At 63.0% G+C, this 22,197-nt stretch carries 24 protein-coding genes and 2 tRNA genes; 14 read left to right on the top strand and 12 right to left on the bottom strand.

The features are described from left to right. Positions 1–29: 29 nt before the first annotated feature. From ACR9ZC_RS12515 to pcaH, 4 genes are all read right to left on the bottom strand, one after another. Positions 30–176 carry a hypothetical protein gene (locus ACR9ZC_RS12515; RefSeq protein WP_481580514.1) on the bottom strand — a complete coding sequence of 49 codons (147 nt, stop codon included), beginning with the start codon at positions 174–176 and terminating at the stop codon, positions 30–32. Positions 177–189: 13 nt separating this feature from the next. Then, positions 190–1,359: a DUF6538 domain-containing protein gene (locus ACR9ZC_RS12510; protein WP_481580513.1), complete on the bottom strand. Its 1,170-nt coding sequence runs from the start codon at positions 1,357–1,359 to the stop codon at positions 190–192. 240 nt (positions 1,360–1,599) lie between these two features. Further along, complete coding sequence (gene pcaG / locus ACR9ZC_RS12505; protein ID WP_481580512.1) at positions 1,600–2,247, bottom strand: protocatechuate 3,4-dioxygenase subunit alpha; 648 nt, start codon at positions 2,245–2,247, stop codon at positions 1,600–1,602. Continuing rightward, complete coding sequence (gene pcaH / locus ACR9ZC_RS12500) at positions 2,247–2,999, bottom strand: protocatechuate 3,4-dioxygenase subunit beta (RefSeq protein WP_331573187.1); 753 nt, start codon at positions 2,997–2,999, stop codon at positions 2,247–2,249. Before pcaH ends, pcaG begins: the two co-directional genes overlap by 1 nt. Before the next feature lie 137 nt (positions 3,000–3,136). Here pcaH and ACR9ZC_RS12495 point away from each other — a divergent pair, with 137 nt between their 5' ends. The 3 genes from ACR9ZC_RS12495 to pcaC all read left to right on the top strand — a co-directional run bounded on the left by ACR9ZC_RS12495 (position 3,137) and on the right by pcaC (position 5,971). Beyond that, positions 3,137–4,087, top strand: coding sequence for a LysR substrate-binding domain-containing protein (locus ACR9ZC_RS12495; protein WP_481580511.1), 951 nt, complete (start codon positions 3,137–3,139; stop codon positions 4,085–4,087). Between the two features lie 87 nt (positions 4,088–4,174). Further along, positions 4,175–5,575 carry a 3-carboxy-cis,cis-muconate cycloisomerase gene (locus ACR9ZC_RS12490; RefSeq protein WP_481580510.1) on the top strand — a complete coding sequence of 467 codons (1,401 nt, stop codon included), beginning with the start codon at positions 4,175–4,177 and terminating at the stop codon, positions 5,573–5,575. Continuing rightward, the gene (gene pcaC / locus ACR9ZC_RS12485) at positions 5,576–5,971 is read left to right on the top strand and encodes a 4-carboxymuconolactone decarboxylase (protein WP_331573181.1); all 396 of its coding nucleotides are present in this window, start codon (positions 5,576–5,578) and stop codon (positions 5,969–5,971) included. It abuts the gene before it with no gap. 12 nt (positions 5,972–5,983) lie between these two features. On the opposite strand, the gene ACR9ZC_RS12480 is transcribed toward pcaC, so the two are convergent. Further along, positions 5,984–6,925, bottom strand: coding sequence for a LysR family transcriptional regulator (locus ACR9ZC_RS12480; protein WP_481580509.1), 942 nt, complete (start codon positions 6,923–6,925; stop codon positions 5,984–5,986). A gap of 118 nt (positions 6,926–7,043) precedes the next feature. Between ACR9ZC_RS12480 and ACR9ZC_RS12475 the strand changes: the two genes are divergently transcribed. The 3 genes from ACR9ZC_RS12475 (at position 7,044) to ACR9ZC_RS12465 (ending at position 9,357) form a co-directional block, all read left to right on the top strand. After that, a complete protein-coding gene (locus ACR9ZC_RS12475; RefSeq protein ID WP_481580508.1) occupies positions 7,044–8,162 on the top strand; it encodes an aldo/keto reductase in 1,119 nt (372 codons plus the stop codon). Between the two features lie 247 nt (positions 8,163–8,409). Further along, positions 8,410–8,559 carry a hypothetical protein gene (locus tag ACR9ZC_RS12470; protein ID WP_481580507.1) on the top strand — a complete coding sequence of 50 codons (150 nt, stop codon included), beginning with the start codon at positions 8,410–8,412 and terminating at the stop codon, positions 8,557–8,559. 201 nt (positions 8,560–8,760) lie between these two features. Beyond that, a complete protein-coding gene (locus tag ACR9ZC_RS12465) occupies positions 8,761–9,357 on the top strand; it encodes a chorismate mutase (RefSeq protein WP_481580506.1) in 597 nt (198 codons plus the stop codon). A gap of 17 nt (positions 9,358–9,374) precedes the next feature. On the opposite strand, the gene ACR9ZC_RS12460 is transcribed toward ACR9ZC_RS12465, so the two are convergent. Beyond that, complete coding sequence (locus ACR9ZC_RS12460) at positions 9,375–10,538, bottom strand: exonuclease domain-containing protein (protein ID WP_481580505.1); 1,164 nt, start codon at positions 10,536–10,538, stop codon at positions 9,375–9,377. 97 nt (positions 10,539–10,635) lie between these two features. Beyond that, positions 10,636–10,848: a cold-shock protein gene (locus ACR9ZC_RS12455; RefSeq protein ID WP_173257085.1), complete on the bottom strand. Its 213-nt coding sequence runs from the start codon at positions 10,846–10,848 to the stop codon at positions 10,636–10,638. Between the two features lie 375 nt (positions 10,849–11,223). On the opposite strand from ACR9ZC_RS12455, the gene ACR9ZC_RS12450 reads away from it, so the two are divergent. Together ACR9ZC_RS12450 and ACR9ZC_RS12445 are read left to right on the top strand one after the other, a co-directional pair. Continuing rightward, complete coding sequence (locus ACR9ZC_RS12450) at positions 11,224–11,490, top strand: hypothetical protein (protein WP_481580504.1); 267 nt, start codon at positions 11,224–11,226, stop codon at positions 11,488–11,490. Positions 11,491–11,976: 486 nt separating this feature from the next. After that, positions 11,977–13,128: a porin gene (locus ACR9ZC_RS12445; RefSeq protein ID WP_331573167.1), complete on the top strand. Its 1,152-nt coding sequence runs from the start codon at positions 11,977–11,979 to the stop codon at positions 13,126–13,128. Positions 13,129–13,240: 112 nt separating this feature from the next. Here ACR9ZC_RS12445 and greB read toward each other — a convergent pair whose 3' ends face one another. Continuing rightward, entirely contained in the window at positions 13,241–13,804 is a 564-nt protein-coding gene (gene greB, locus ACR9ZC_RS12440; protein ID WP_481580503.1) for a transcription elongation factor GreB, read from the bottom strand. Between the two features lie 114 nt (positions 13,805–13,918). On the opposite strand from greB, the gene ACR9ZC_RS12435 reads away from it, so the two are divergent. After that, positions 13,919–13,995 (top strand) — tRNA-Arg (locus ACR9ZC_RS12435). Positions 13,996–14,065: 70 nt separating this feature from the next. Further along, a tRNA-Arg gene (locus tag ACR9ZC_RS12430) sits at positions 14,066–14,142 on the top strand. Between the two features lie 63 nt (positions 14,143–14,205). Here the strand turns inward: ACR9ZC_RS12430 and ACR9ZC_RS12425 are convergent. The 4 genes from ACR9ZC_RS12425 to ACR9ZC_RS12410 form a co-directional block, all read right to left on the bottom strand. Continuing rightward, positions 14,206–16,584, bottom strand: a complete 2,379-nt coding sequence (locus tag ACR9ZC_RS12425; RefSeq protein WP_481580502.1) for a RelA/SpoT family protein — start codon at positions 16,582–16,584, stop codon at positions 14,206–14,208. A gap of 108 nt (positions 16,585–16,692) precedes the next feature. Continuing rightward, complete coding sequence (gene rpoZ, locus ACR9ZC_RS12420; RefSeq protein WP_006400783.1) at positions 16,693–16,896, bottom strand: DNA-directed RNA polymerase subunit omega; 204 nt, start codon at positions 16,894–16,896, stop codon at positions 16,693–16,695. A gap of 60 nt (positions 16,897–16,956) precedes the next feature. Further along, the gene (gmk, locus tag ACR9ZC_RS12415) at positions 16,957–17,655 is read right to left on the bottom strand and encodes a guanylate kinase (protein ID WP_331573161.1); all 699 of its coding nucleotides are present in this window, start codon (positions 17,653–17,655) and stop codon (positions 16,957–16,959) included. 7 nt (positions 17,656–17,662) lie between these two features. Next, positions 17,663–18,586 (bottom strand): YicC/YloC family endoribonuclease, encoded by a 924-nt coding sequence (locus ACR9ZC_RS12410; protein ID WP_440563995.1) that lies wholly within the window; start codon positions 18,584–18,586, stop codon positions 17,663–17,665. 220 nt (positions 18,587–18,806) lie between these two features. Here ACR9ZC_RS12410 and rph point away from each other — a divergent pair, with 220 nt between their 5' ends. The 4 genes from rph (at position 18,807) to ACR9ZC_RS12390 (ending at position 22,173) form a co-directional block, all read left to right on the top strand. Further along, entirely contained in the window at positions 18,807–19,547 is a 741-nt protein-coding gene (gene rph, locus ACR9ZC_RS12405; RefSeq protein ID WP_481580501.1) for a ribonuclease PH, read from the top strand. Positions 19,548–19,572: 25 nt separating this feature from the next. After that, positions 19,573–20,199, top strand: a complete 627-nt coding sequence (gene rdgB, locus ACR9ZC_RS12400) for an RdgB/HAM1 family non-canonical purine NTP pyrophosphatase (RefSeq protein WP_481582657.1) — start codon at positions 19,573–19,575, stop codon at positions 20,197–20,199. After that, on the top strand, positions 20,196–21,416 hold the full coding sequence (gene hemW / locus ACR9ZC_RS12395; protein WP_481580500.1) for a radical SAM family heme chaperone HemW: 1,221 nt from the start codon (positions 20,196–20,198) through the stop codon (positions 21,414–21,416). The genes rdgB and hemW overlap by 4 nt, the downstream gene beginning before the upstream one ends. 67 nt (positions 21,417–21,483) lie before the next feature. Then, entirely contained in the window at positions 21,484–22,173 is a 690-nt protein-coding gene (locus ACR9ZC_RS12390) for a UdgX family uracil-DNA binding protein (protein WP_481580499.1), read from the top strand. Positions 22,174–22,197 lie beyond the last annotated feature (24 nt).

The raw sequence follows: 22,197 nt of genomic DNA, 5'->3' as shown, positions 1-22,197 counted from the left end.
CCCTTGACTCTACCGCACGTCGGCAGCGCTCAGACAACAACCTTGCCGAGCCATTCCGTCATCACGCGGAGGCTGTAGCCTTTGCCGTACTTCGATGCGATGTCCCGCGTAGCCCATCCGCAAATCGCCTGCCGGATGTCCTCGGGACACTGTACGTCCCTCAGTCTATCGGCCATCGTATGCCGTAGCTCATGGGACGTGTGCTGTAGCTTCAGCGACCGTATCCATTTGGCGATGGTCGCTGACGCGTGATCGGCCTTGGTGCCATCCGCAGTCGTGTAGCGGGGGAAAGCGAATCGTTGCCCCTTCCGGGCGTGCTCCTTGACCCTCTGAGCCGCCCCATAAGGCATGACCCAGCAAGGGCACCATACGGGCGCTAGAGGTCGTCTTCAGGGATCGCCAAGGGTGCGGAGTGATGACCACGTGGGGGACATCGCCATCCAGGACAATATCGTCCAATGCGAGGCCCGCTATCTCAGCCAGCCGCGCACCTGTGTCCCCGAGGATCGCCACGAGCCAGCGGACATCATCATCCTTCGCCTTGCACGCGGCAAAGAGCGCCTGTAGCTCAGCCTCGGTGAACGGCTGACGCTTCTTCTCGTCGCTCCCCTCGGTTGGAATCGGGACGGACGCAAAGGGGTTCTTCCGGTCTAGCTCCTTCTCGCGGAGGTACGTCTCAAGCACGGCCTTTACCGTATTGAGGCGTCTCCGAATCGTCCCGGGCTTGCTTCCTCGCTCCTGCTCCTTAGCGACATAGGCATGGGCGTCCTCTCGGGATAGCTCCTGAATGGCTTTATCGCCGATAGCAGCCGTGAGCGTCCCGAAGGCTCCTCTGGTGAATGTCACAAATTTCTCATCGGCCCTCTTCGGATGCACCTTGAGGTAAAGCTCAAGGGCATCGCTGAGTGTCGGCTTGACGGTCCCCGCGAGGAGTTGCGCCGCCTTCACCTCTACGGGGTCGAGGTACTCGTCCGCTGGATTCTGCCGGTAGAGGTGCTCATCGCCCTCCGCGTACCGCTCCCGCTTCGTATCGAGGTGGCCGTAGAAGGTATCGACCGCATTGGGGTCGTTGTCAGCCGGGGATGGCGACAAGCCCCACTTCCTGAGAAGCTCCTCGGCTTGGGCCTTGATGGTCTTAGGGGTCGCCTCGGGGCTCGCTCTCAAGAGCGCCCATTCGGCCTCAAGCTCCCGGTTTAGCTGCTCGATCCTACGAGCCGCTACCCGGACATCGCCGGTCCCGAGTTTGGAGGGATAGCGGTCCCGTAGGTCGTCTGGGATTGCGCGCTGGAAATAGATTGTCCCGCCACGCGCATACGAATATCGAAGGGTCACGCGAAGAACGCCGAAGGTGGTTTGCACGGTAGATTACCCCAGAATCTACCACACGCAACCACTCTCTACAGGGCGCTAAGCTGTTGTAATTCCCTGATTATTCGGGGAAGAGATGGTGCCGGGTGCGGGAATATCCGCTCCTCTTTCCGGCACCATAAGATTCAAACAAAAAGCCCAGTCGCGAGACTGGGCTTTTTGTTTTTTGGTGACCACTCTCGCGGCAGCACGCACCCGGTACACACCGCGGGCGCGCGCCGGCAACCCACCTCAAATGTCGAAGAAGACCGTCTCGCGTCCACCGTCGGGCGTGTCTTGCAAGCGAATGTCGAAGGTATAGACGGCTTTGCCGTCGCGCTCGCTGCGCTCGGCGATGAGCGTCTTGCGGCGCACATCCCATTCAATGCCACCAAGCACCGGATCGCGCAGATTGGCTTCGGCTTCGTCGCTGAAATAAAGCCGCGTATGCAAACCGAGATTGATGCCGCGCGCGAACAACACCAGGAGAATATGCGGCGCTTGCCGCGTACCGTTGCGCCCGAGCACCGCGCCGGGCTTGATCGTCTCGAATCGATACACGCCCGTTTCGAAATCGGCGCCGGTGCGTCCCCATCCGCGAAACGACGGATCGATCGGCAGGTCCTGCCGGTCCGCCGGATGAGCGTAACGCCCGGCCGCATTGGCTTGCCAGATTTCGATCAACACGTCGCGCACGAGCGACCCGGAGCCGTCGTAGACACGTCCTTCGATGTCGATGCGCTCGCCGCGTGTCTCGTTCGTGACCAGCACATTGCCGAAGTTGTTTTCGAAGATATCGAAACCGGCCTGCTTCGGTGCAAGACCGATGTGCACATACGGCCCCCCGGTCTGCGATGCGGTTTCGTTCAAATGGAACGGAGCAAACGGTGTCAGCGCCATCACTTCACTCCCGGCAAAGACTGTTCGAAGTAGGTCGCGCGGCGTCCGCGCAGCGTGATGTCGAAGCGGTAGCACCGGCTGTCGAGTGGGACGTGGTTCGCCGGATCGAGCGCCGCAATGAGACCGCGGATCTGCTCCTCGCTCGGGATCGTCTTCAGGATCGGACATTGGGCGATGAGCGGGTCGCCCTCGAAGTACATCTGCGTCACCAGCCGCTGTGCCCACCCATCGCCGCTCAGCGAATAGTGGACATGCGAGGGACGCCAATCGTTGATGCGATTGCGCCACGGGTACGGTCCCGGCTTGATCGTCCGGTAGACATAGTGGCCATCGGCATCGGTCAGCATCCGCCCACAGCCGCCGAAATTCGGATCGATCGGCGCAAGATACTTGTCGTTCTTGTGGCGGTAACGGCCGCCCGCGTTGGCCTGCCAGACCTCCACGAGCGCATTCCTGACCGGCCGCCCGAACTCGTCGCGCACAAACCCGTGGACGATGATGCGCTCGCCAATGGGCAACCCCTCCTTCGCGAAGTTGAGGATGAGATCGTTGTCGAGCGGCCCCAACTCGTCGGCGCGGAACACCGGCCCTGTCGTCTCCGATAACGTGCTTTGCGTCGAAATCAACGCGTTGCGCGGCGAGCGCAATATGCTCGTCTTGTAGCCGGGCGCGTAGGCCGGCGGGTGCTGCGCCGTGTCGCGCTGGGCGAACTCGCCAAAGGCGCCAAAGTCCTCAGCGGCCGATGTCTGCATGAACCGTCTCCCAAAATGCTTTCGAATGACACTGCGCTTGCCGCACGGTGAACGAGCGGGTGCCTGAGTCGTTAATGTATGTTTCCTGAAACTTGAGGTAAATTGACTTGTTTAGCGATTTTTCATAACCTCAGGTGATGGAAAACCGCCTTCGCCTTCGCCACATCACCTGCTTTCTGGCCGTTGCCCAGGAGCGCAATCTCGGCCGCGCGGCGGAGCGGCTCCACCTGAGCCAGCCGGCGATCTCCAAAACGCTCGCGGAACTCGAAGCGCTGGCGGGCGCCCAGCTCGTCGAACGAGGACGCCACGGAGCCCGGTTGACTCCAGCGGGCGAGCATTTCTTACGCTATGCGCTCGACGTCGGTCAGGCGCTCGATTCGGCCGGCGCCGCGTTGAGCGGTTCGGCCATGCCATCGGCCGCCGCGCTCGAAATCGGCGCACTGCCGACTGTCGCCAGCGGCGTCATGCCCGATGCACTGATTCGATTCAAAGAGGTTCGCCCCCATGCCGGCGTCCGGTTGCGCACCGGCACGAATGCGTTGTTGCTCTCCGCACTGAAGGCTGGCGAGCTCGACTTCGTGCTCGGGCGCATGGCCGAACCCTCAGCCATGCAAGGGCTCTCGTTCGAGTTTCTATATGCCGAACCGCTCGTGATGGCCGTTCGGCCGAGCCATCCCTTGCTCCAGCAAAGCGCCGTTTCGCTGACCGCCGTGCTGGACTATCCACTCATCGTCGCGCCGCAGACAACGGTGCCGCGCCTGAACACCGACGCCTACTTCGATGCCCACGCGCTGCGTGTGCCGCCCGAGTCCATCGAAACGCTGTCGGTTTCAGTCGCTCGCCTCATCGCACGGCGCTCGAACGCGGTTTGGGTGACGCCGGCGCGCGCCGCACACGACGACCTGCAAGGCGGTTCGCTCGTCGCGCTCCCGCTGCCGATGACCGGGGCCGAAGAGCCGGTGGGCATCGTGCGCCGCAGCGCGGGCACAACGAGCGAGCTCGCACAAACGTTCGCCGAGATCTTGCGCACACTTGCAGGGAGCGAACCGGGCAAGCGGCGAAAGCGGTCAGGCGATCGCGTTTCTTGACCCGCTGCGGCCTCGCGCATACCATGCGTCGATTATTGTTCGTTAAATGACACTTTGTTCGGTGATCGAACAAACGACTGCACCATCATGCTCGAATTCGACGGACGACTGACCGACCGCCTGAGCTCCACCGAGGCGCTCATCGCAATCTTTTCGCCGCGCGCGACGATCCAGCGCATGCTCGATGTGGAGGCGGCATTGGCCCGGGCCCTCGCATCGGCCGGCGTCATTCCGGGCGATGCGTCCGGGCCGATCGAGGCCGCGTGCCGCGCGGAGTGCATCGATGCCGACGCGCTGACGCGCGCCGCCGCACGGGCGGGCAATCTCGCTATTCCGCTCGTGAAGCAACTGACCGCGGCGGTCGCCGAGCAGGCTCCCGACGCGGCGAAATACGTGCATTGGGGCGCCACGAGTCAGGACATCATCGATACCGGCATGGTGCTGCAGTTGCGCGACGCGCTGAGCGCGATCGACGCGCAAATCGCGTCGCTCGGCGACGTCCTGGCCAGCCTGGCCGAGCGACATCGCGCCACGTCAATGGTGGGTCGCACCTGGCTGCAGCAGGCGCTGCCGATCACGCTCGGCATGAAGTTCGCGCAATGGCTCGATACGCTCGAGCGCCATCGGGCGCGCGTGGCCCACCTGCGCCAGAGCGCGCTCGTGCTGCAATTCGGCGGCGCGGCCGGCACGCTCGCGAGCCTCGGCGAGCGCGCCGATGCCGTGACGCAGGCGCTCGCCAGCGAGTTGGCCCTGGCGGTACCGGTGCTGCCGTGGCACACGCAGCGCGATCGCATCGCGGAGATCGCGACGACGCTCGGACTGATCACGGGTACGCTCGGCAAGATTGCTCGCGATGTATCGCTTCAGATGCAAACCGAAATCGGCGAGCTTGCCGAACCGTCGGGCGCGGGCAAAGGCGGTTCGTCGACGATGCCGCACAAGCGCAATCCGGTCGGCTGCGCCGCTGTTCTGAGCGCCGCCGTGCGCGTACCGGGGCTCGTCGCGACTGTGCTCGCCGCCATGGTTCAGGAACACGAACGCGCACTGGGAGGCTGGCAGGCCGAATGGGAGGCCCTGCCCGAGATTGCCCGGCTCTGCGGCGGAGCGCTCGCGCACGTCGACGATATCGCGCGCGGGCTCGAAGTCGACACCGGGCGGCTTGCCGCCAACCTCGGTTCCACTCACGGCCTCATCCTCGCGGAAGCGGTCATGCTCGCGCTCGGCGAATCGATGGGGCGTCAACAGGCGCATCGGCTCGTCGAACATGCGTCGCAACGGGCCGTTGCAAGCGGACGCGATCTGCGCGACGTGCTGGCCGAGGATACCGAGGTCACGAGCCGCCTGGACGCGGCTCGCCTCGATGCACTCTTCGATCCGGCCAACTACGCGGGGCGAGCGCACGCGTTCGTCGACGCGGTGCTTGCAGCGTTTCGCGCATCGCGGGCCGAAGAAGCCGCCAGAACCAATCGAGATCAGGAGTCCGAATAAATGAACGACCAGGAACGCTACGACGCCGGCATGGAAGTTCGCCGCGCCGTGCTCGGCGATGCGCACGTCGATCGATCGCTCGCCAAGCAAAACGAACTGACGAGCGAATTTCAAGCGCTCATCACGCGCTACGCGTGGGGCGAGATCTGGACCCGCCCGGGCTTGCCGCGCCATACGCGCAGTCTGTTGACCATTGCGATGATGGTGGCGCTCAATCGCGGCGAGGAACTCGCGCTGCATTTGCGCGCGGCGAAGAACAACGGCGTGACGCGAGACGAAATCAAGGAAGTGCTGTTGCAGACGGCCATTTATTGCGGCGTGCCGGCGGCCAATTCCGCGTTTCATCTCGCCGATCGGATCTTCGCTGACGAAACCGACGCAGCCGGTGGCTCATGAGCGTTCCAGCCGTCATTGCCCAGCCGAATCTCCGCGCGCCGCAGGCGAGTGCAAGCGTTTTTCCCGCAGCAAGTCGATGAAAACGCGCAGTTTGAGCGGCATATGCACGCGGCTCGATGTATAGAGGCAAAAGCCGTCGAAGGTAGGACACCAATCGTCGAGCACGCGGACGAGGCGGCCGTCGGCCAGTTCCGGTGCGACATAGTCCTCGATGACGTGCAAGAGGCCGATGCCGTCCACGGCCGCGCGCATCATGGTGCGCAAATCGTTGGTGACGAAACTGCCCGGCGTATCCACTTCGAAAACCCGCGTTGGATCGGCGGGCGGTGCGAACTCCCATCGATAGATCCCGCGGCTCGTCGCAAAACGATAGTGCAGACAGTCATGCCGCATGAGCTCATCCGGTACCGCGGGTACCGGATAACGCTCGAAATAGGCCGGGGAACCGGCCACGGCGATCCGCAGCGGTCCGGATAGCGGAATCGCAACCATATCGCGGGCCAGCATTTCGCCGAGCCTGATCCCCGCGTCGAACCCCTCCCCGACGAGATCCGTCAATCCGTCATCGAGCGTCATATCCACCGTGACGTGCGGGTAGCGCCGCTTGAATTCAGCGAGGTGCGGCAGTACGAGCAGCTCGCTCGCCACGCGCGGCAGATTGATCCGTAACGTACCGGCGGGATGGCCGCGTTGCGCATCGAGCGCATCGAAGGCGGCGTCGAGCATCGAAAGCGCTGGGCGGACGCGCTCGAGAAAGTCCGCGCCGGCTTCCGTCAGCGCAACCCGGCGGGTCGTGCGATTGAAGAGCCGCACGCCGAGCTCCGCTTCGAGTGCCCGGACGGACTGCGAAAGCGCGGACGCCGAGACGCCGCTCTCGAGGGCTGCGCGCGTGAAGCTCTCATGGCGCGCGACGCTCGCAAAAGCCACCAGCGCGGGAAGTCGGGCTGGGTCCATATCGATCCTTTTATTAAGCAGCGCTTCAAAATGCTTGCAGAATAGCGGCCTTTTTCCGAGGGATCAACGCAGGCACGATACGGCCATCGACATACTTCACCCAACGAGGAGAACTGCCATGACGATGGACCGCTATACGCTGCTCGGCCGCTCGGGGCTGCGCGTTTCGCCGATTTCCCTCGGCACGATGACGTTCGGTACCGAATGGAACTGGGGCACCGAGGAAGCAACCGCGCGTCGCCTTTTCGATATTTACGTGAATGCCGGCGGCAACTTCATCGATACCGCGGACCTTTATACCGAAGGCACCAGCGAACGTTGGCTGGGCAAATTCGTCGCCGAAAGCGGATTGCGCGACAAAATCGTCCTCGCGACGAAATACAGCTATAACGCTCAGGCCGGCAACCCGAACGCCGGGGGCAACCATCGCAAGAATCTGATGCGTGCGCTCGATGCGTCGCTCGCGCGGCTCGGCACCGACTACATCGACCTCTATTACGTGCACACGTGGGACCGCATGACGCCCGTGGACGAGGTGATGCGCACACTGGACGATGCCGTCCGGGCGGGCAAGATTCGCTACGTCGGGCTCTCCGACACCCCCGCCTGGTTCGCGGCGCGCGCGCAGACGCTGGCGCAATGGAGAGGCTTCGAGCCCGTCGCGGCCATGCAGCTCGAGTACTCCCTGATCGAGCGCAACGCGGAAAACGAGTTCGCCGATCTGGCCGTCGAATTCGGCATGGGGCTGGTTCCCTGGAGTCCGCTCGCCATGGGTCTGTTGTCGGGCAAATATCGGCCATCGGAGGGTGCATCGGGCGCCGGGCGCCTTCAGACCGTGAGCGAGCAAACGGCGGGGCGCATGCCGCCCGGTTTCGACAAGTTGACGCCGCGCAACTTCCGAATCGTCGCCGAGCTCGAGGCGGTGGCCGCCGAAGCCGGTCGCCCGATGGCCCAGGTGGCGCTGAACTGGCTGCACGACAAGCGCGGTGTCTCGAGCATCATCGTTGGAGCGACGAAACCCGAGCAGCTCGAGGATTCGCTGGCATCGCTCGATTTCACGCTCGCGCCCGAGCTTGCCGCGCGTCTCGATGCGGTGTCGCAACCCGACCGGCCGTTCCCCTACTACATGTTCGCGGACGGTCACCAGGCGCGCATCCACGGCCATGTGGAAGTCGCCAGCAAGCCTCGTCGCTACGACGAGCCCGTCATCGTGCCCGCGCCTTCGTCATCGGTCTAACGACGATCCATGCCGCTGCCGTGTGCGTCGGGGCACTGAGCCATCGTTGCCCGTCGGGCAAGCTGTACGCGATGGCTGCCCGGCGCGCTGGCAGTGTGCGACAGGATTCGACTCGTTGATTACCCTGAATCGCTCTTCAAAGCAGGCGCACGTGTGCCGTTAATGCAACAAATCGTTAAAAAGCGATTCGGCGCTGGCACCAATCGACGGACGCGTCAGATAATCGCTTTGTATCAGGAGAGAGATCATGGAAGCGAAGCCCAGCCACATTCCGCCCCCCGACAAAATCGCAAGCCCGGATCCGGAACCGGTGGGCGTCGAATTTCTGGGTGCCGAGCTCCCGGAACATGTTCGCGCGTTCTTCGACGAACAACGCAGATCCTTCGAGTCGAAGTGAGCGGACACCGCTCGGAAGCTGCTTTGCATCGCGCGGTCATCCGCGCGTCATGAGTCTGCGCGCGCGCAGTGCTCGCCTCCACATGCGGGCCGCTATGGCGGTACCGCGCTGTCATCCCGCTGCCGCCGACCGTCCGCCGTGCCGGCGGTCGTGCGGCGTTCCGTGCCGGCCCGGCCGGCTGACTGCCTGAACCTTACCCTCATGAAACGTCCACTGAGTGCTGCAGCGCTCGGCGCCATCGCGTTATGCGCCGCCTTGTCCGTCATGCCCCGTCACGCGCGGGCCGAGGGCGACGATACCCCGCTCATCAACCTCGTCGCGCTGGCCTCGAAACGGCTTGCCCTGGCCGTACCCGTCGCCCAATGGAAGTGGGCAAACGGTCGGGCGATCACGGATCCGCCGCGCGAAGCGGCACTGCTGGCCGACGTGGACAAGCGCGCACGCGCGGCAGGTGTCGATCCCGCCTTCGCTCACGCCTTCTTTCGGGATCAGATTGAAGCCAGCAAGCAAATCCAGACTGCGCTGTTCGACCGATGGAAGACAACGAAGCCGCCCGAGGGGCCCGCGCCCGACCTGGCCGCCACTACCCGCCCCGCGCTCGATCAGCTGACGCAGGCGTTGATTCCCGCGCTCGCGCGCGCTCAACCGCTGCGCGACAGCGCCGATTGCCCGACGAGGCTCAAGCGCAGCGTCGAGAACTGGAAAGCCATGACGCACTATGAATCCGGCGAGACCGCTGCGCTGACGACCGCGCTGGCGCACGTCTGCTCGTCTGGTGGAATGGGCGGCACGGGCTGAAACGGCGCGCGACGCGTTCAGATCGGCGCCGCTTCGGACGCCGTCATGGTGACGGCCGATCCCGGCGCGAGCTGCATTACGCGCAAGCCGCGCTCGAGATGCGTTCGCAAAATACGATACGTCGATGACTCGAACGTGCATCGAGCGCAATCCACGGCGAGCGCGCTCGCGTGCTCGACACTCGTCGCCGCGCCTAGGTAGCACCAGCGATCGACGACGTGGAAGACGGGAGCGGCACCATCCGCTCCATGCTCCACGACCGCAATCGCTCCACTGAACGGCCAGGGCGCATCGCTTGCCTCGCCACGTGCGGCGCGCGGCTGCCGGTTGTACCGCGGCTGCAGCGTGGCTATCCATTGCGCTTCTGCCAGCAGCGCGCCCAACTCCCCTCCCGTATCACGCCACTCGACCCGCCGAACCTCGGCTGCGAGACGCAACTCGCGCGCCGAACGACGTTCTCCAACGAGATGGGCGCGGATACGCTGACGCAGCCTGACGCTGCGGCCAACGAAGAGCGCGGTACCCGCTTCGTCATAAAAAGCGTAGACGCCGCAGCCGGCCGGTGCGGTATCGAGCAGATCTTCGGTGATATCGCCGGCAATGCGATAGCGGCGCATCGTTCGTTCGACCTGCTCGCGCAACACAGCCAGCGGCCATAACCCGTGCAGCGTATGCCAGAACTGCCAGAGCAAGTCGGCATCGGCGAGCGCCCGATGACGCGCGATCGGCACGAGCGCGTGCCGATCGATCAGCGCATCCAGCCCGTGCCGTTTCTCGGAGGGATTCAACGCGCGCGAAAGGCGCACGGTGCATAGAACGTCGGGATTGAACGCGAGACCGACGCGCTGGAACTCGCTTCGCAGGAATCCCCGATCGAAACTGGCGTTGTGCGCGATGAAAAGTCTGCCGTCGAGCCGTTGGTGGAGCTCGGAGGCGATCTCATCGAAACTCGGTGCTTCGCGCACCATCTCGTTGGTAATGCCGGTGAGCTGCTGAATGAACGGGGGAATGGCCTGCCCGGGATTGACGAGCGTGCTCCAGCGCGAAATTCCGTGGGGCCCCGCTTCGACGACGCCGATCTCGGTAATCCGATGATCCGCGAGCGATCCGCCCGTCGTTTCCAAGTCGACGAATACGATCGGGGTATCGACAGCCGATTCGGGCAAAGGAGAAGATGACATGAACAAAAACGCTCGGGGGGCAACAATAACCGAAGTATGCACCACCCGAGCGCCGGCTACCGAACGCGGCCGGGCACCTTGGCCCGGGCCCGCAGCGTCAGATCGGACGAATGTTCGCCGCCTGCTTGCCTTTCGGTCCGGTTTTCACCTCGAATGTCACGCGTTGATTTTCTTTGAGTGATTTAAAACCATCGGCCTGGATTTCGGAGAAATGCGCAAACAAATCCTCACCGCCCTTATCAGCCGTAATAAAACCAAAACCTTTAGCATCGTTGAACCATTTGACGATACCAGTTTCCTGAGTACTCATAGTACTGATTCCCTCGAGATTTTTAATAGACGGGCAGCGCCCTCCACCGAAACCCCCTTGTGGACGACACGCCACAGTCTCTCCGTCTGCGACTCGTCGCCAGGTCAATCCGGCGCTGCTTTTATAAAGGGAAGCGAGAGCCCTCGTCAAGAATTTTTTCATTAACTGAACGGCTGCGCGATGCTATACGCATCAAGCGCAAATAAATGCATTAATCCCCGTCAAGATTACCTGCGCCATCGCAATAACAGGGATCAACCCGGCAAAATATACCGCACTTGCAACAAAATATTTCCGATGTAAGTATTTATCCGAGTTGTCCGCGACCCACCGGCGCCGGATGATTGAATCAGATTATTAGCTGTGGAGACCATCATGCAATTGCAACGCCTCAAACGTCTGTTCTCCCGGCTCATGCATGCGCCCTCCGCACGCCAGCCTCTAGCGTCCGTAGCGTCCGGCATCGCTCCGGCGAGCGGCTTCGATCCGTTCTGGCACGGCGATCACTGGCAGAACCTGCTCGCCTCGCCCATGGATGCACGTCACTATGTCGTCGAAGACTGGGCGCCTGCGTTCGATGAGTCGTCAGCCGGCGCCTGGGAGAAAGACGGCGATACCGCCCGGCGACGCCGCCGCAATTGAATGAAAAAAAAGCGCGGCCAGCGGCCGCGCCAATAAAGCTCGGAGACCTTTTTCTGTACGAAAAAGATCCATCAGTGTAAGGCCGCGCGGACACGACAATCGACAACATAATCCGCAACCATCTCTTCCTCGTCACGCAATAATCAGTTGAGACGCGCGTCTGTTCCCATGAGCAGACGCGAACTCATTTGTATCGCAAACGCAACAAGCGAAAGCTCGTCATATCTCCATCAGAGCCGCATTCCTTCGCGGAACCCTTGCCGGGCAAGCGATTGCGCGGGGCTCGGTGGCCGTTGCGCATCGCAAAATACTTTATTGCGCGAACTGAAATGGCAGTCTGCGGGGGGTGCTCATTTACACTCAGCCGGGTTGGAAGACAAAGCGCCCAATGGTGGTGGGCGCGCTTGCACGCAAATGCCTCTCGCTGTCGGTGGCATGACTGTCTTCCGAAAGCTGTAAAAAATTTCCCGTTCTGGAGTGATAAAGATGAAGAAGACTCTTCTGGTCGGCGCCCTCACCGGCGTATTTGCAACGATGGCGCATGCGCAAAGCAGCGTCACGCTGTACGGCCTGATCGACGCAGGCATCACCTACACGAACAACCAGCGCGGCCACAGCAACTGGCAAGAGACGAGCGGTAGCGTGAACGGCAGCCGCTGGGGGCTGCGAGGCGCCGAAGACCTCGGCGGCGGTTTGAAGGCCATCTTCACGTTGGAAAACGGCTTCAACATCAACAACGGCACGCTGGGGCAACAAAGCCGCATGTTCGGCCGTCAAGCCTATGTCGGCTTGTCGAGCGCCGATTACGGTACGGTCACTCTCGGTCGGCAGTATGACGACGTGGTGCAGTACCTCGGGCCGCTGTCGCTGACGGGTACGCAATACGGCGGTACCGGATTTGCCCACCCGTTCGATAACGACAACCTCGACAATTCGTTCCGGGTGAACAACTCGGTGCACTACCAGAGCGCCAACTACGGCGGCTTCAAGCTCGGCGCAATGTATGGTTTCTCGAACGCCGCGGGTGGCTTCGCGAACAACCGTGAGTACAGCGTCGGCGCATCGTACAACTTCGGCGGCTTCAACTTCGCCGCGGCGTACTTGCAGTTGAACAACGGTCTGAACTCGGCCACCGCGCTAGGCGCCGCAAACACGGGCGGTGCAGTGACGGATTCGCCGTTCGCCGGAACGCGTCAGCGTGTCTGGGGTGCCGGCGCGAACTACACGTTCGGCCCGGCAACGGCCGGTGTCGTGTTTACGCAGTCGCGCGTCAACAATGCGACGAGCATCGCCAACGCCAACCCGGTAACTTCCGGCTCGCTGGCGTTCGCTGCGCCGACGGGTCTGCGCTTCAACAACTATGAAATCAATGGTCGTTATGCGCTGACGCCTGCATTGAGCCTCGCGGGACAGTACACGTTCACCGACGGCAAGGTCGGCAGCACGGATCCGAAATGGCACACGTTCGGCCTGCAAGCCGATTACATGCTGTCGAAGCGTACCGACGTTTATCTGCAGGGCGAATATCAGCACATCAAGGCCGATGGCTCTGGCCTGACGGCTTTCATCAACGGCTTGGCTCCGTCGTCCACGCACAACCAGGTTGCCGTGACCGCCGGCCTGCGTCACCGCTTCTAATACGCATCGAAAATCGGTTGTATGCCTCGAAGGCGCCGCTTGCGGCGCCTTTTTTTCGTCGGCTAATCGCGAGCGGCCGACATGACGCGACGGTCAAGCCGCCATCGGGCGCTCAAGCGCTCGCTGGCGGATAACGCACATCGAGAACATCGATCTGCTCCGGCCCCGCCGGCGTGTGCAGCGTGACGACATCGCCGATGCGTGCCTTGAGCAAGGCGCGCGCAATCGGCGAAATCCAGCTGACGTGCCCGCAGTCGAGATCGACCTCGTCGATGCCCACGATGGTGACCGTATGCGTCTCGCCATCGGCACCCGCGTAATCGACGGTCGCGCCGAAAAAGACCTGGTCGACGTTCTCCTGCCTGCTGCTGTCGACGACCTCGGCCAAATCGAGCCGTTTGGTCAAAAAACGGATGCGCCGATCGATCTCGCGCAAGCGGCGCTTGCCATAGATGTAGTCGCCATTCTCCGAACGATCTCCATTCGAGGCGGCCCATGAGACGAGTTTCACGACCTCCGGTCGATCTTCGTCGATCAGATGCAACAACTCGTCGCGCAAGCGTTTATGCCCTGCTGGCGTGATGTAGTTCTTGGTTCCTGGCGGGATCTCCGGCTGCGCGACGTCGAGATCGTCATCGCCGTCCTCGCCCGATTCTTTGACAAAAGCTTTGTTCATGATGAAACCACTGCGTCGATTCGATGAGTCTTCAAGACTACACGATAACCCCGGGCGCAACGCCTCGCAGCTCTTCCATTTTTCCAGGGTCGTGCTATACTTTCGCTTCTGCGTGCGGCTGTAGCTCAGTTGGATAGAGTACTTGGCTACGAACCAAGGGGTCGTGGGTTCGAATCCTGCCAGCCGCGCCATCTTTTCAAGAGCCTTCTTCGCGGAAGGCTCTTTTGTTTCACCGCTGTCTGGTGGTAGTGTGCTTTACATGCGGCTGTAGCTCAGTTGGATAGAGTACTTGGCTACGAACCAAGGGGTCGTGGGTTCGAATCCTGCCAGCCGCACCAATTACGAAGGGCCTTCCGAACGGAAGGCCCTTTGTTTTTGTCGATCTGTCCGGCGCTCGGTCGTCAGTAGTCGGCCCGCTCCCGCTCGATGCGCATACCGCCGTCGTGCCGGTGATGCCCCTCCTCGCTCGGCCGCTCGCGCGCAATGCGCATGACGTCGGGGTTCGTCCGCACGCGTCGCATGACGTTCGCCAGGTGAACGCGATCGCTGACCTGGATGACGAAGCGCAGCACCGTCGACTCCTGGGACAAATCCTCGTCCATCGCAATATGGACGATGTTCGCGTCGGCCGACGTGATGTCCGCCGCCACGCGCGCGAACACGCCCTTGGTGTTCTTGACGAGGACCTTGACGGCAACGTCGAACAGGCGCCCGGGCTGCGGCGCCCAGGCCACATCGATCCAGCGCGCGGGATCGCGCCGATGGATGCGCTGAGCGACCCGGCAATCGGTCGTATGAATGGCCATGCCGAGACCGATGCCGATGTAACCCATGATGTCGTCGCCCGGTATCGGCCGGCAGCACGCCGAAAGCTGCACGGACATTCCCTCGGTGCCTGTGATGACGACCGGCGGCGCATGGGGCGCCGTAGAGTGCTCGGTGCGCGGGTGGTCGTCGTCGGCATCTCGCCCGCTGACGAGCACCTCGATGCGCTTGGCCATGACCGCGGCAACACGCCGGCCCAAGCCGATATCGGCGAAGATTTCCTGACGGTTTTTGTTGCCCGTCCATTGAACGAGCTTTTCCCAGATTTCGGGCTCGACCTCCGCCAACGACAGACCGTAGCCTTTGAGGCCCTGATCGACGAGCCGCTCGCCCAGTTGCACCGACTCGTTCAGCCGCATCGTCTTCAGATAGTGACGAATCGCCGAACGTGCCTTGCCGGTGCGCACGAACCCGAGCCAGGCGGGGTTCGGCTTCGAGTATGGCGCCGTGATCACTTCGACGATATCGCCGCTCTTGAGCTCCGTGCGCAGCGGCAGCAGCTCATTGTTGATCTTGACGGCCACGCACTGATTGCCGAGGTCGCTGTGGATCGAATAGGCGAAGTCGAGCGCCGTGGCGCCGCGCGGCAACGCCATGATTTTCGATTTCGGCGTGAAGACGTAGACGGCGTCCGGGAACAGATCGATCTTGACGTGCTCGAGGAACTCGCTCGAGTCGCCCGCTTCGCTCTGGATGTCCAATAGCGACTTCAACCATTGGTGTGCGCGCTTTTGCACATCGTTGAGATCGGCGCCACCATTCTTGTACAGCCAATGTGCCGCGACGCCCGCCTCTGCGATCTCGTGCATCTTGCGCGTGCGCACCTGGAATTCGATCGGCGCGCCGAACGGTCCGACGAGCGTCGTATGCAACAACTGATAGCCGTTGACCTTCGGGATCGCGATGTAATCCTTGAACTTGCCCGGCACGGGCTTATAGAGCGCATGCAGCGCCCCGATGCAGGTATAGCATTCGAGCGCACTGCCGACGACGACGCGAAAACCATAGACGTCCAGCACCTGCGAAAACGAGAGCTGCTTGTCGCGCATCTTCTTGTAGATGCTGAAGATCGTCTTCTCGCGCCCCGTCACTTCCGCATCGATATGCGCGTCGCCGATGGCGCGCTGCACCGACTCCAGAATCTTGCCGACGACTTCGCGCCGGTTGCCCCGCGCCGCCTTGACCGCTTTCTCGAGGGTCGCATAGCGATTCGGATTGAAGTTCGCAAAGCTCAGATCCTGCAGCTCGCGATAAGTATTGTTCAGGCCCAGCCGATGCGCGATCGGGGCATAGATGTCGAGCGTTTCGCGTGCCACACGCCGGCGCTTCTCGGGCGGAACGGCGCCGAGCGTACGCATGTTGTGCAGGCGGTCGGCGAGCTTGACCAGAATCACCCGCACGTCCCGCGCCATCGCAAGCAGCATCTTGCGGAAGTTTTCCGCCTGCGCTTCCTCGCGATTGCGGAACTCCATCTTGTCGAGTTTCGACAACCCGTCGACGAGCTCCGCCACTTTCGCTCCGAACCGCTCGGCGAGTTCGGCCTTCGTCACGCCCTGGTCTTCCATCACGTCGTGCAACAGCGCGGCCATGATCGATTGCGCGTCGAGCTTCCAGCCGGCACAGGTTTCCGCGACGGCGACGGGATGCGTGATATAGGGCTCGCCGCTTTGGCGATACTGGCCCAGATGCGCTTCGTCGCTGAAATGGAACGCGGCCTTGACCTCCTTGATCTCCTCCGGGCTCAAGTAGCCGGCGAGCATCGAGGTGAGCTTGGCGATGGAAACGACGTCGTGCTTGCGGGGCTGCTCGGGCGTGGCTGTCGGCCCGAACAGATGGCGGAACGATTGTTCCAGAACCGCGTCGATGTATTTGCGCGCGGCACCCGGCGCTTCGGTCTCGTGTTCCGGGTTGACGGCCTCGGCAGCAGTGGAGGCGGACGATGGGATGTTGCTCATATTCGCCTCCGTATCGGTGGTTGCCGGGTCAGTTGAGCGCGTTTGGCTCGATAGACTGCGCGAAGTCGCGGCGACGGATATTGCCGCCGCGCTTCACGAACTCGATGCTCAGACGGGCACCTTCTTCAACATCTCGAGACCGACCTGGCCTGCAGCGATCTCGCGCAGCGCGACAACGGTGGGTTTGTCGCGGCTCTCGATCTTGGGCGTGTGACCCTGGGCCAACTGGCGGGCGCGATAAGTCGCGGCGAGCGCCAGCTCGAATCGATTCGGGATTTGCTTCAGGCAGTCTTCGACGGTAATGCGGGCCATGTTCGGAAATTCCTTCTTGATATGCTGCTTATTCTACCTTATGTATGCAGCCGTCCACCGTCACTCGGCGGCCGGCAGATGGATGCCGAGCTCGATGAAGAGCTCGCTGTTGCGGGCGTACTGCGAATCGAAACGAAGCCGCGTCGCGGCAACGATACATCGCAACTCGGCCAGGGCTCGATCGAAATGCTCGTTGATGAGCACGTACTGAGCATCCGATGCGTGCGCCATCTCGCTGCCGGCCGCAAGCAGCCTGCGCGTGATGACGTTCGGCTCGTCCTGGCCTCGCTTCTTGAGACGGACCTCGAGCGCCTCGAGCGACGGGGGCAGGATGAATATCTCGACCGCGTTGCGGAACTGCTTTTTCACCTGCTGTGCGCCCTGCCAATCGATTTCGAGCAGCACGTCATGGCCGCTTTTCATCTGTTCCTCGATCCACACGCGCGAAGTCGCATAGTAATTGCCATGCACTTCGGCGCTCTCGAGAAACTCGCCGGCCGCGTGACGGGCCAGAAAGTCGTCGACCGTCGTGAAGTGGTAGTGCTGCCCGTCCTGTTCGCCAGGGCGCGGCTTTCTCGTCGTATATGAAATCGATAGACGAATGGCTGCGTCGTCGGCCAGCAGCGCGTTCACGAGCGTCGATTTGCCGGCCCCCGATGGGGCGACGACCATGAAAAGGTTGCCGGGATACACCCCGGCGTAGGGATTGCGCGGAGCGCCGCTTTTGCGCGCACCGCCTGCGGACGTAGCGTCGATCATCGGTGGTTCACTCCAGGTTCTGGACTTGCTCGCGCATCTGCTCGATCAGCAGCTTGAGCGTCATCGACGCGTCGGCAAGCTCCTTCGCAGCCGCCTTCGAGCCCAGTGTATTGGCCTCGCGGTTCAGTTCCTGCATCATGAAATCGAGCCGCTTGCCGACTTTGCCGCCCTTCTCGATCACATGACGCGTCTCGTTCAAATGCGCGGTGAGGCGCGACAACTCTTCGGCGATGTCGATCCGGATACCGTACATCGTCACTTCCTGACGGATGCGCTCAGCGATCTCTTCGCGCGAGACGATCGTTGCGACCCCGTCGGGCGCCGCGAGCCCCAGCGCCTCTTGCAAGCGCTCGACGATCTTTTGCTGATGCTTGGCGATGAGCTCCGGCACGAGCGGCGAGATGCGCTGCAAGATCGCCTCCATCTCGGTCACGTTGCCGAGCAACATGGCACCGAGCTGCGCACCCTCGCGGCCGCGGACATCGATGAGTTCGGCGATCGCCTGCTTGCCGCAAGCGAGCACGGCGTCGCGCAGCGCCTCCGCCGACGCGCCGCTTTCCGCGAGCACACCGGGCCAGCGCAAGATCTCGCCCGTGCGCATGCGCTCGACGCCGGGAAAGGCATCGGTGACGGCCTGCTCGAGCTTGGCGAGTTGCTGCAGCACCTCGGCGTTCAGCGCACCGACGCTCGGCGTCTGCTCGCTGCGCTGCACGTTGATGCGGATGTCGACCTTGCCGCGGGAGAGCTTGCTCATGAGCAATTCGCGCAGCGTCGGCTCGCACGCGCGCACCTCTTCGGGCATACGGAAATTGAGGTCCAGGAAACGCGAATTCACGGTGCGCAGTTCGACCGATACGCTCATGCCCGCCGAAATGCCCGGCACCGCAATTTCGCGCGTGGCGCTCGCGTAGCCTGTCATGCTGTAGATCATCGTCCGTCTCGCGTTTGGGGCCATTGCCGGCCGGTTGTTCGAGGCGCCCGCCGCGCCAATGAGGCGTCGCGCAGGCGAAAGGGGCATTATCCCATTTTTGCGCGCAGCGCCTGCCCCGAGGCCGCTCGCAGGGCGTGGCAAGGCAGCTCGGGCCGGCACGCGCGATGCGGCGTCGCCGGAACGGTAAAATCACGGTTTCCTCCTCATACCTTTGCCCACCATGACCGATCTCGTTGAACGCCCGAGCGGGCGCCGTGCCGATGCACTGCGCGACGTGCACATCACGCGCCATTACACGAAGCATGCGGAAGGGTCCGTGCTCGTCGAATTCGGCGATACCAAGGTCATCTGTACGGCAAGCGTGCTCGAGCGCGTGCCCGAGTTTCTGCGCGATCGAGGCCAGGGCTGGCTCACCGCCGAATACGGCATGCTGCCGCGCGCCACGCACACGCGCAGCGATCGCGAAGCCGCGCGCGGCAAGCAGACGGGGCGCACGCAAGAGATTCAGCGGCTCATCGGCCGCGCGCTGCGATCGGTGTTCGACCTCGAGCGGCTCGGCCCGCGCACGCTGCACGTCGATTGCGACGTCATCCAGGCCGACGGCGGCACGCGTACGGCCAGCATCACCGGTGCGTTCGTCGCCGCGCACGACGCGGTGTCGAAGCTGCTCGCGGCAGGACGCATCGAAAGTTCGCCGATTCTCGACTATGTGGCCGCTATTTCGGTCGGCATCTACGAGGGGCTGCCGCTGCTCGACCTCGATTATCGGGAAGATTCGCGCTGCGATACCGATATGAATGTCGTCATGACCGGCGACGGCGGATTCGTCGAAGTTCAGGGGACGGCCGAGGGAACCCCTTTTTCGCGCGACGAAATGAATGCGCTGCTCGATCTGGCCCAATCCGGCATCGAACAGTTGATCGCCAAGCAAAAGGCGGCGTTGGAGGTTACAGGTGACTGATCGCGCAAGCGAATCCTCGCGCACCATGCCGGGCAGTGTCGCCCGTTCGCTCGGACGCGTCGTGGTTGCGTCGAACAACGCCGGCAAGCTGCGGGAATTCGCCGCGTTGCTGGGCGATGCGGGCATTGCGCTCGTCGCGCAAGGCGAGCTCGGCGTCCCGGAGGCCGAGGAGCCGCATCCGACCTTTATCGAGAATGCCCTGGCGAAGGCGCGCCATGCCGCGACATTGACCGGCATGCCCGCGCTTGCAGACGACTCCGGCTTGTGTGTTCATGCGCTGGGCGGCGCACCCGGCGTGCATTCGGCGCGGTTCGCACTCGACGCGGGCGGCGAAAAAAGCGACGCAGCCAATAACGCGCGGCTCATCGCCGAACTGCGGGGCGTGGAGGACCGGCGGGCTTATTACTACTGCGTGCTCGTACTGATGCGTCATGCGGACGATCCGGAGCCGCTCGTGGCCGAGGGTCGCTGGCATGGCGAGATCATCGACACGCCGCGCGGCAGCAACGGCTTCGGTTACGACCCGCACTTCTTCGTGCCGGCGCTTGCGGCCAGCGCGGCGCAGCTCGATCCCATCGTCAAGAACGCACATAGCCATCGCGCGCTGGCGCTGCGTGCGCTCGTCGCCCGGCTCGCTGGGGAAACGCAATGACCACCCCCGAGTACGATCGGCATCGCGTCGTTCAAGCGTTCGTCGCGCCTGGGAAGATTGCGCTGAACTCGCTGCCGCCGCTGGCACTCTATGTCCACTTCCCCTGGTGTGTGCGCAAGTGCCCGTATTGCGATTTCAATTCGCATGAGTGGAAAGGCGAACGCTTTCCAGAAAACGATTATCTCGATGCGCTGCGTGCCGATCTCGAGCAAGCGCTGCCCCTCGTCTGGGGACGGCAGGTGCACACCGTGTTCATTGGCGGCGGGACACCAAGCCTGCTGTCGGCAAGCGGGCTGGACCGGCTGTTATCGGATGTGCGCGCGCTGCTGCCGCTCGATGCAGACGCCGAGATCACGATGGAGGCCAATCCCGGCACATTCGAAGCCGAGAAGTTCGCGCAATTTCGCGCAAGCGGCATCAACCGCCTGTCCGTCGGCATTCAGAGCTTCAACGAGCGGCACTTGAAGGCGCTGGGCCGGATTCACGACAGCGGCGACGCGCATCGGGCGGTGGAAATTGCCGCGCGGCATTTCGAGAACTTCAACCTCGATCTGATGTTCGCGCTTCCGCAGCAGACACTCGACGAATGCCGTGCCGACGTGGAGCGCGCGCTGTCGTTCGACCCGCCCCATCTCTCGCTCTATCACCTGACGCTCGAGCCGAATACGCTCTTCGCGAAGTACCCGCCGGCGCTGCCCGATGACGACGCGTCGGCGGACATGCAGGACTGGATCCAAGAGCGCACGGCGGCGGCCGAATACGAACGCTATGAGGTGTCGGCCTATGCCAAGCCGCATCGACAGTGCAAGCACAACCTCAACTACTGGCGTTTCGGCGACTATCTGGGCATCGGAGCCGGTGCGCATTCCAAGCTGTCGTTCGCCCATCGGATCGTTCGTCAGGCGCGTTACAAACACCCGGCCACCTTCATCGAAAAGGCACGCGCCGGCTCGCCCGTCGAGGAGGAACGCGAGGTAGGGCCGCACGATCTGCCGTTCGAATTCATGTTGAACGCGTTGAGGCTGACCGAAGGTTTTCCCGTGCATCGGTTCATCGAGCGAACGGGACTCGCGATCACGGCAATCGAGCCCGCGCTACGCGAAGCCGAGCAGCGCGGCTTGATCACACGCGACCATGAACGGATTGCGCCCACGCCGCTCGGGCAGCGGTTTCTCAACGATCTGCAGGCGCTGTTCTTGAACGAGCGCGACGCCTGACGATTGACCGGGCGGGGGCGGCATCCTAATTGCTCGCGTCGATTCCCGGATGCTACGCAAACCGGTCATGAACGCCCAGAAACGCCGCCCACCGCCCAAGGCTGCCGATGCCGAGCCCGAAGCTCGATCCGAGCCCGAACCTCGGCCCGAGGTCGAGCCGGAACAGCAGCCGCGCACGCTCGACGCGTGCCGCCGCTGCGCGCTTTGGGAGCGTGCCACGCAGGGCGTGCCGGGCGCCGGGGCGCGGCATGCGCCGATCATGATGGTCGGAGAACAACCGGGCGACAGCGAGGATAAAGCCGGCAAACCTTTCGTCGGACCTGCCGGGCAGTTGCTCGATGACGCGATGCGCGAAGCCGGCGTCGTCCGCAAGGACGTTTTCATCACGAATGCGGTGAAGCATTTCAAATGGGAGCCGCGCGGTAAGCGGCGGCTGCATAAAACGCCTGCCCAACGCGAAATCGAGGCATGCCGCTATTGGCTAGACCAGGAACTGGAGGAAGTCGCGCCGAAGGTCGTGATCGCGCTCGGCAGCACGGCGCTCAAGGCGCTGCTGCAGGACCCACATGCCCGGTTGCAGGAGCACTTCGACAAAGTGATCGAGCACGGTGGACGCGCCATTCTGGCGACATGGCATCCGTCGTACGCGTTGCGCGCCCCGGATCGCGAGACGCGTCAACGTGCGCTCGCGCATATCGTCGAGACGCTGAGCAAGGCCGGGGCACTGGCGCACGGTAAGCGCTCGGGCACGGAGTAAGCGGATCTTGCGACGCGGGGGAAG

Source organism: Trinickia sp. HAY1-2D (genome assembly GCF_056754935.1).
The sequence above is the reverse complement of the archived record's forward strand: the minus strand, read 5'-3'. Positions and strand labels throughout refer to the sequence as shown.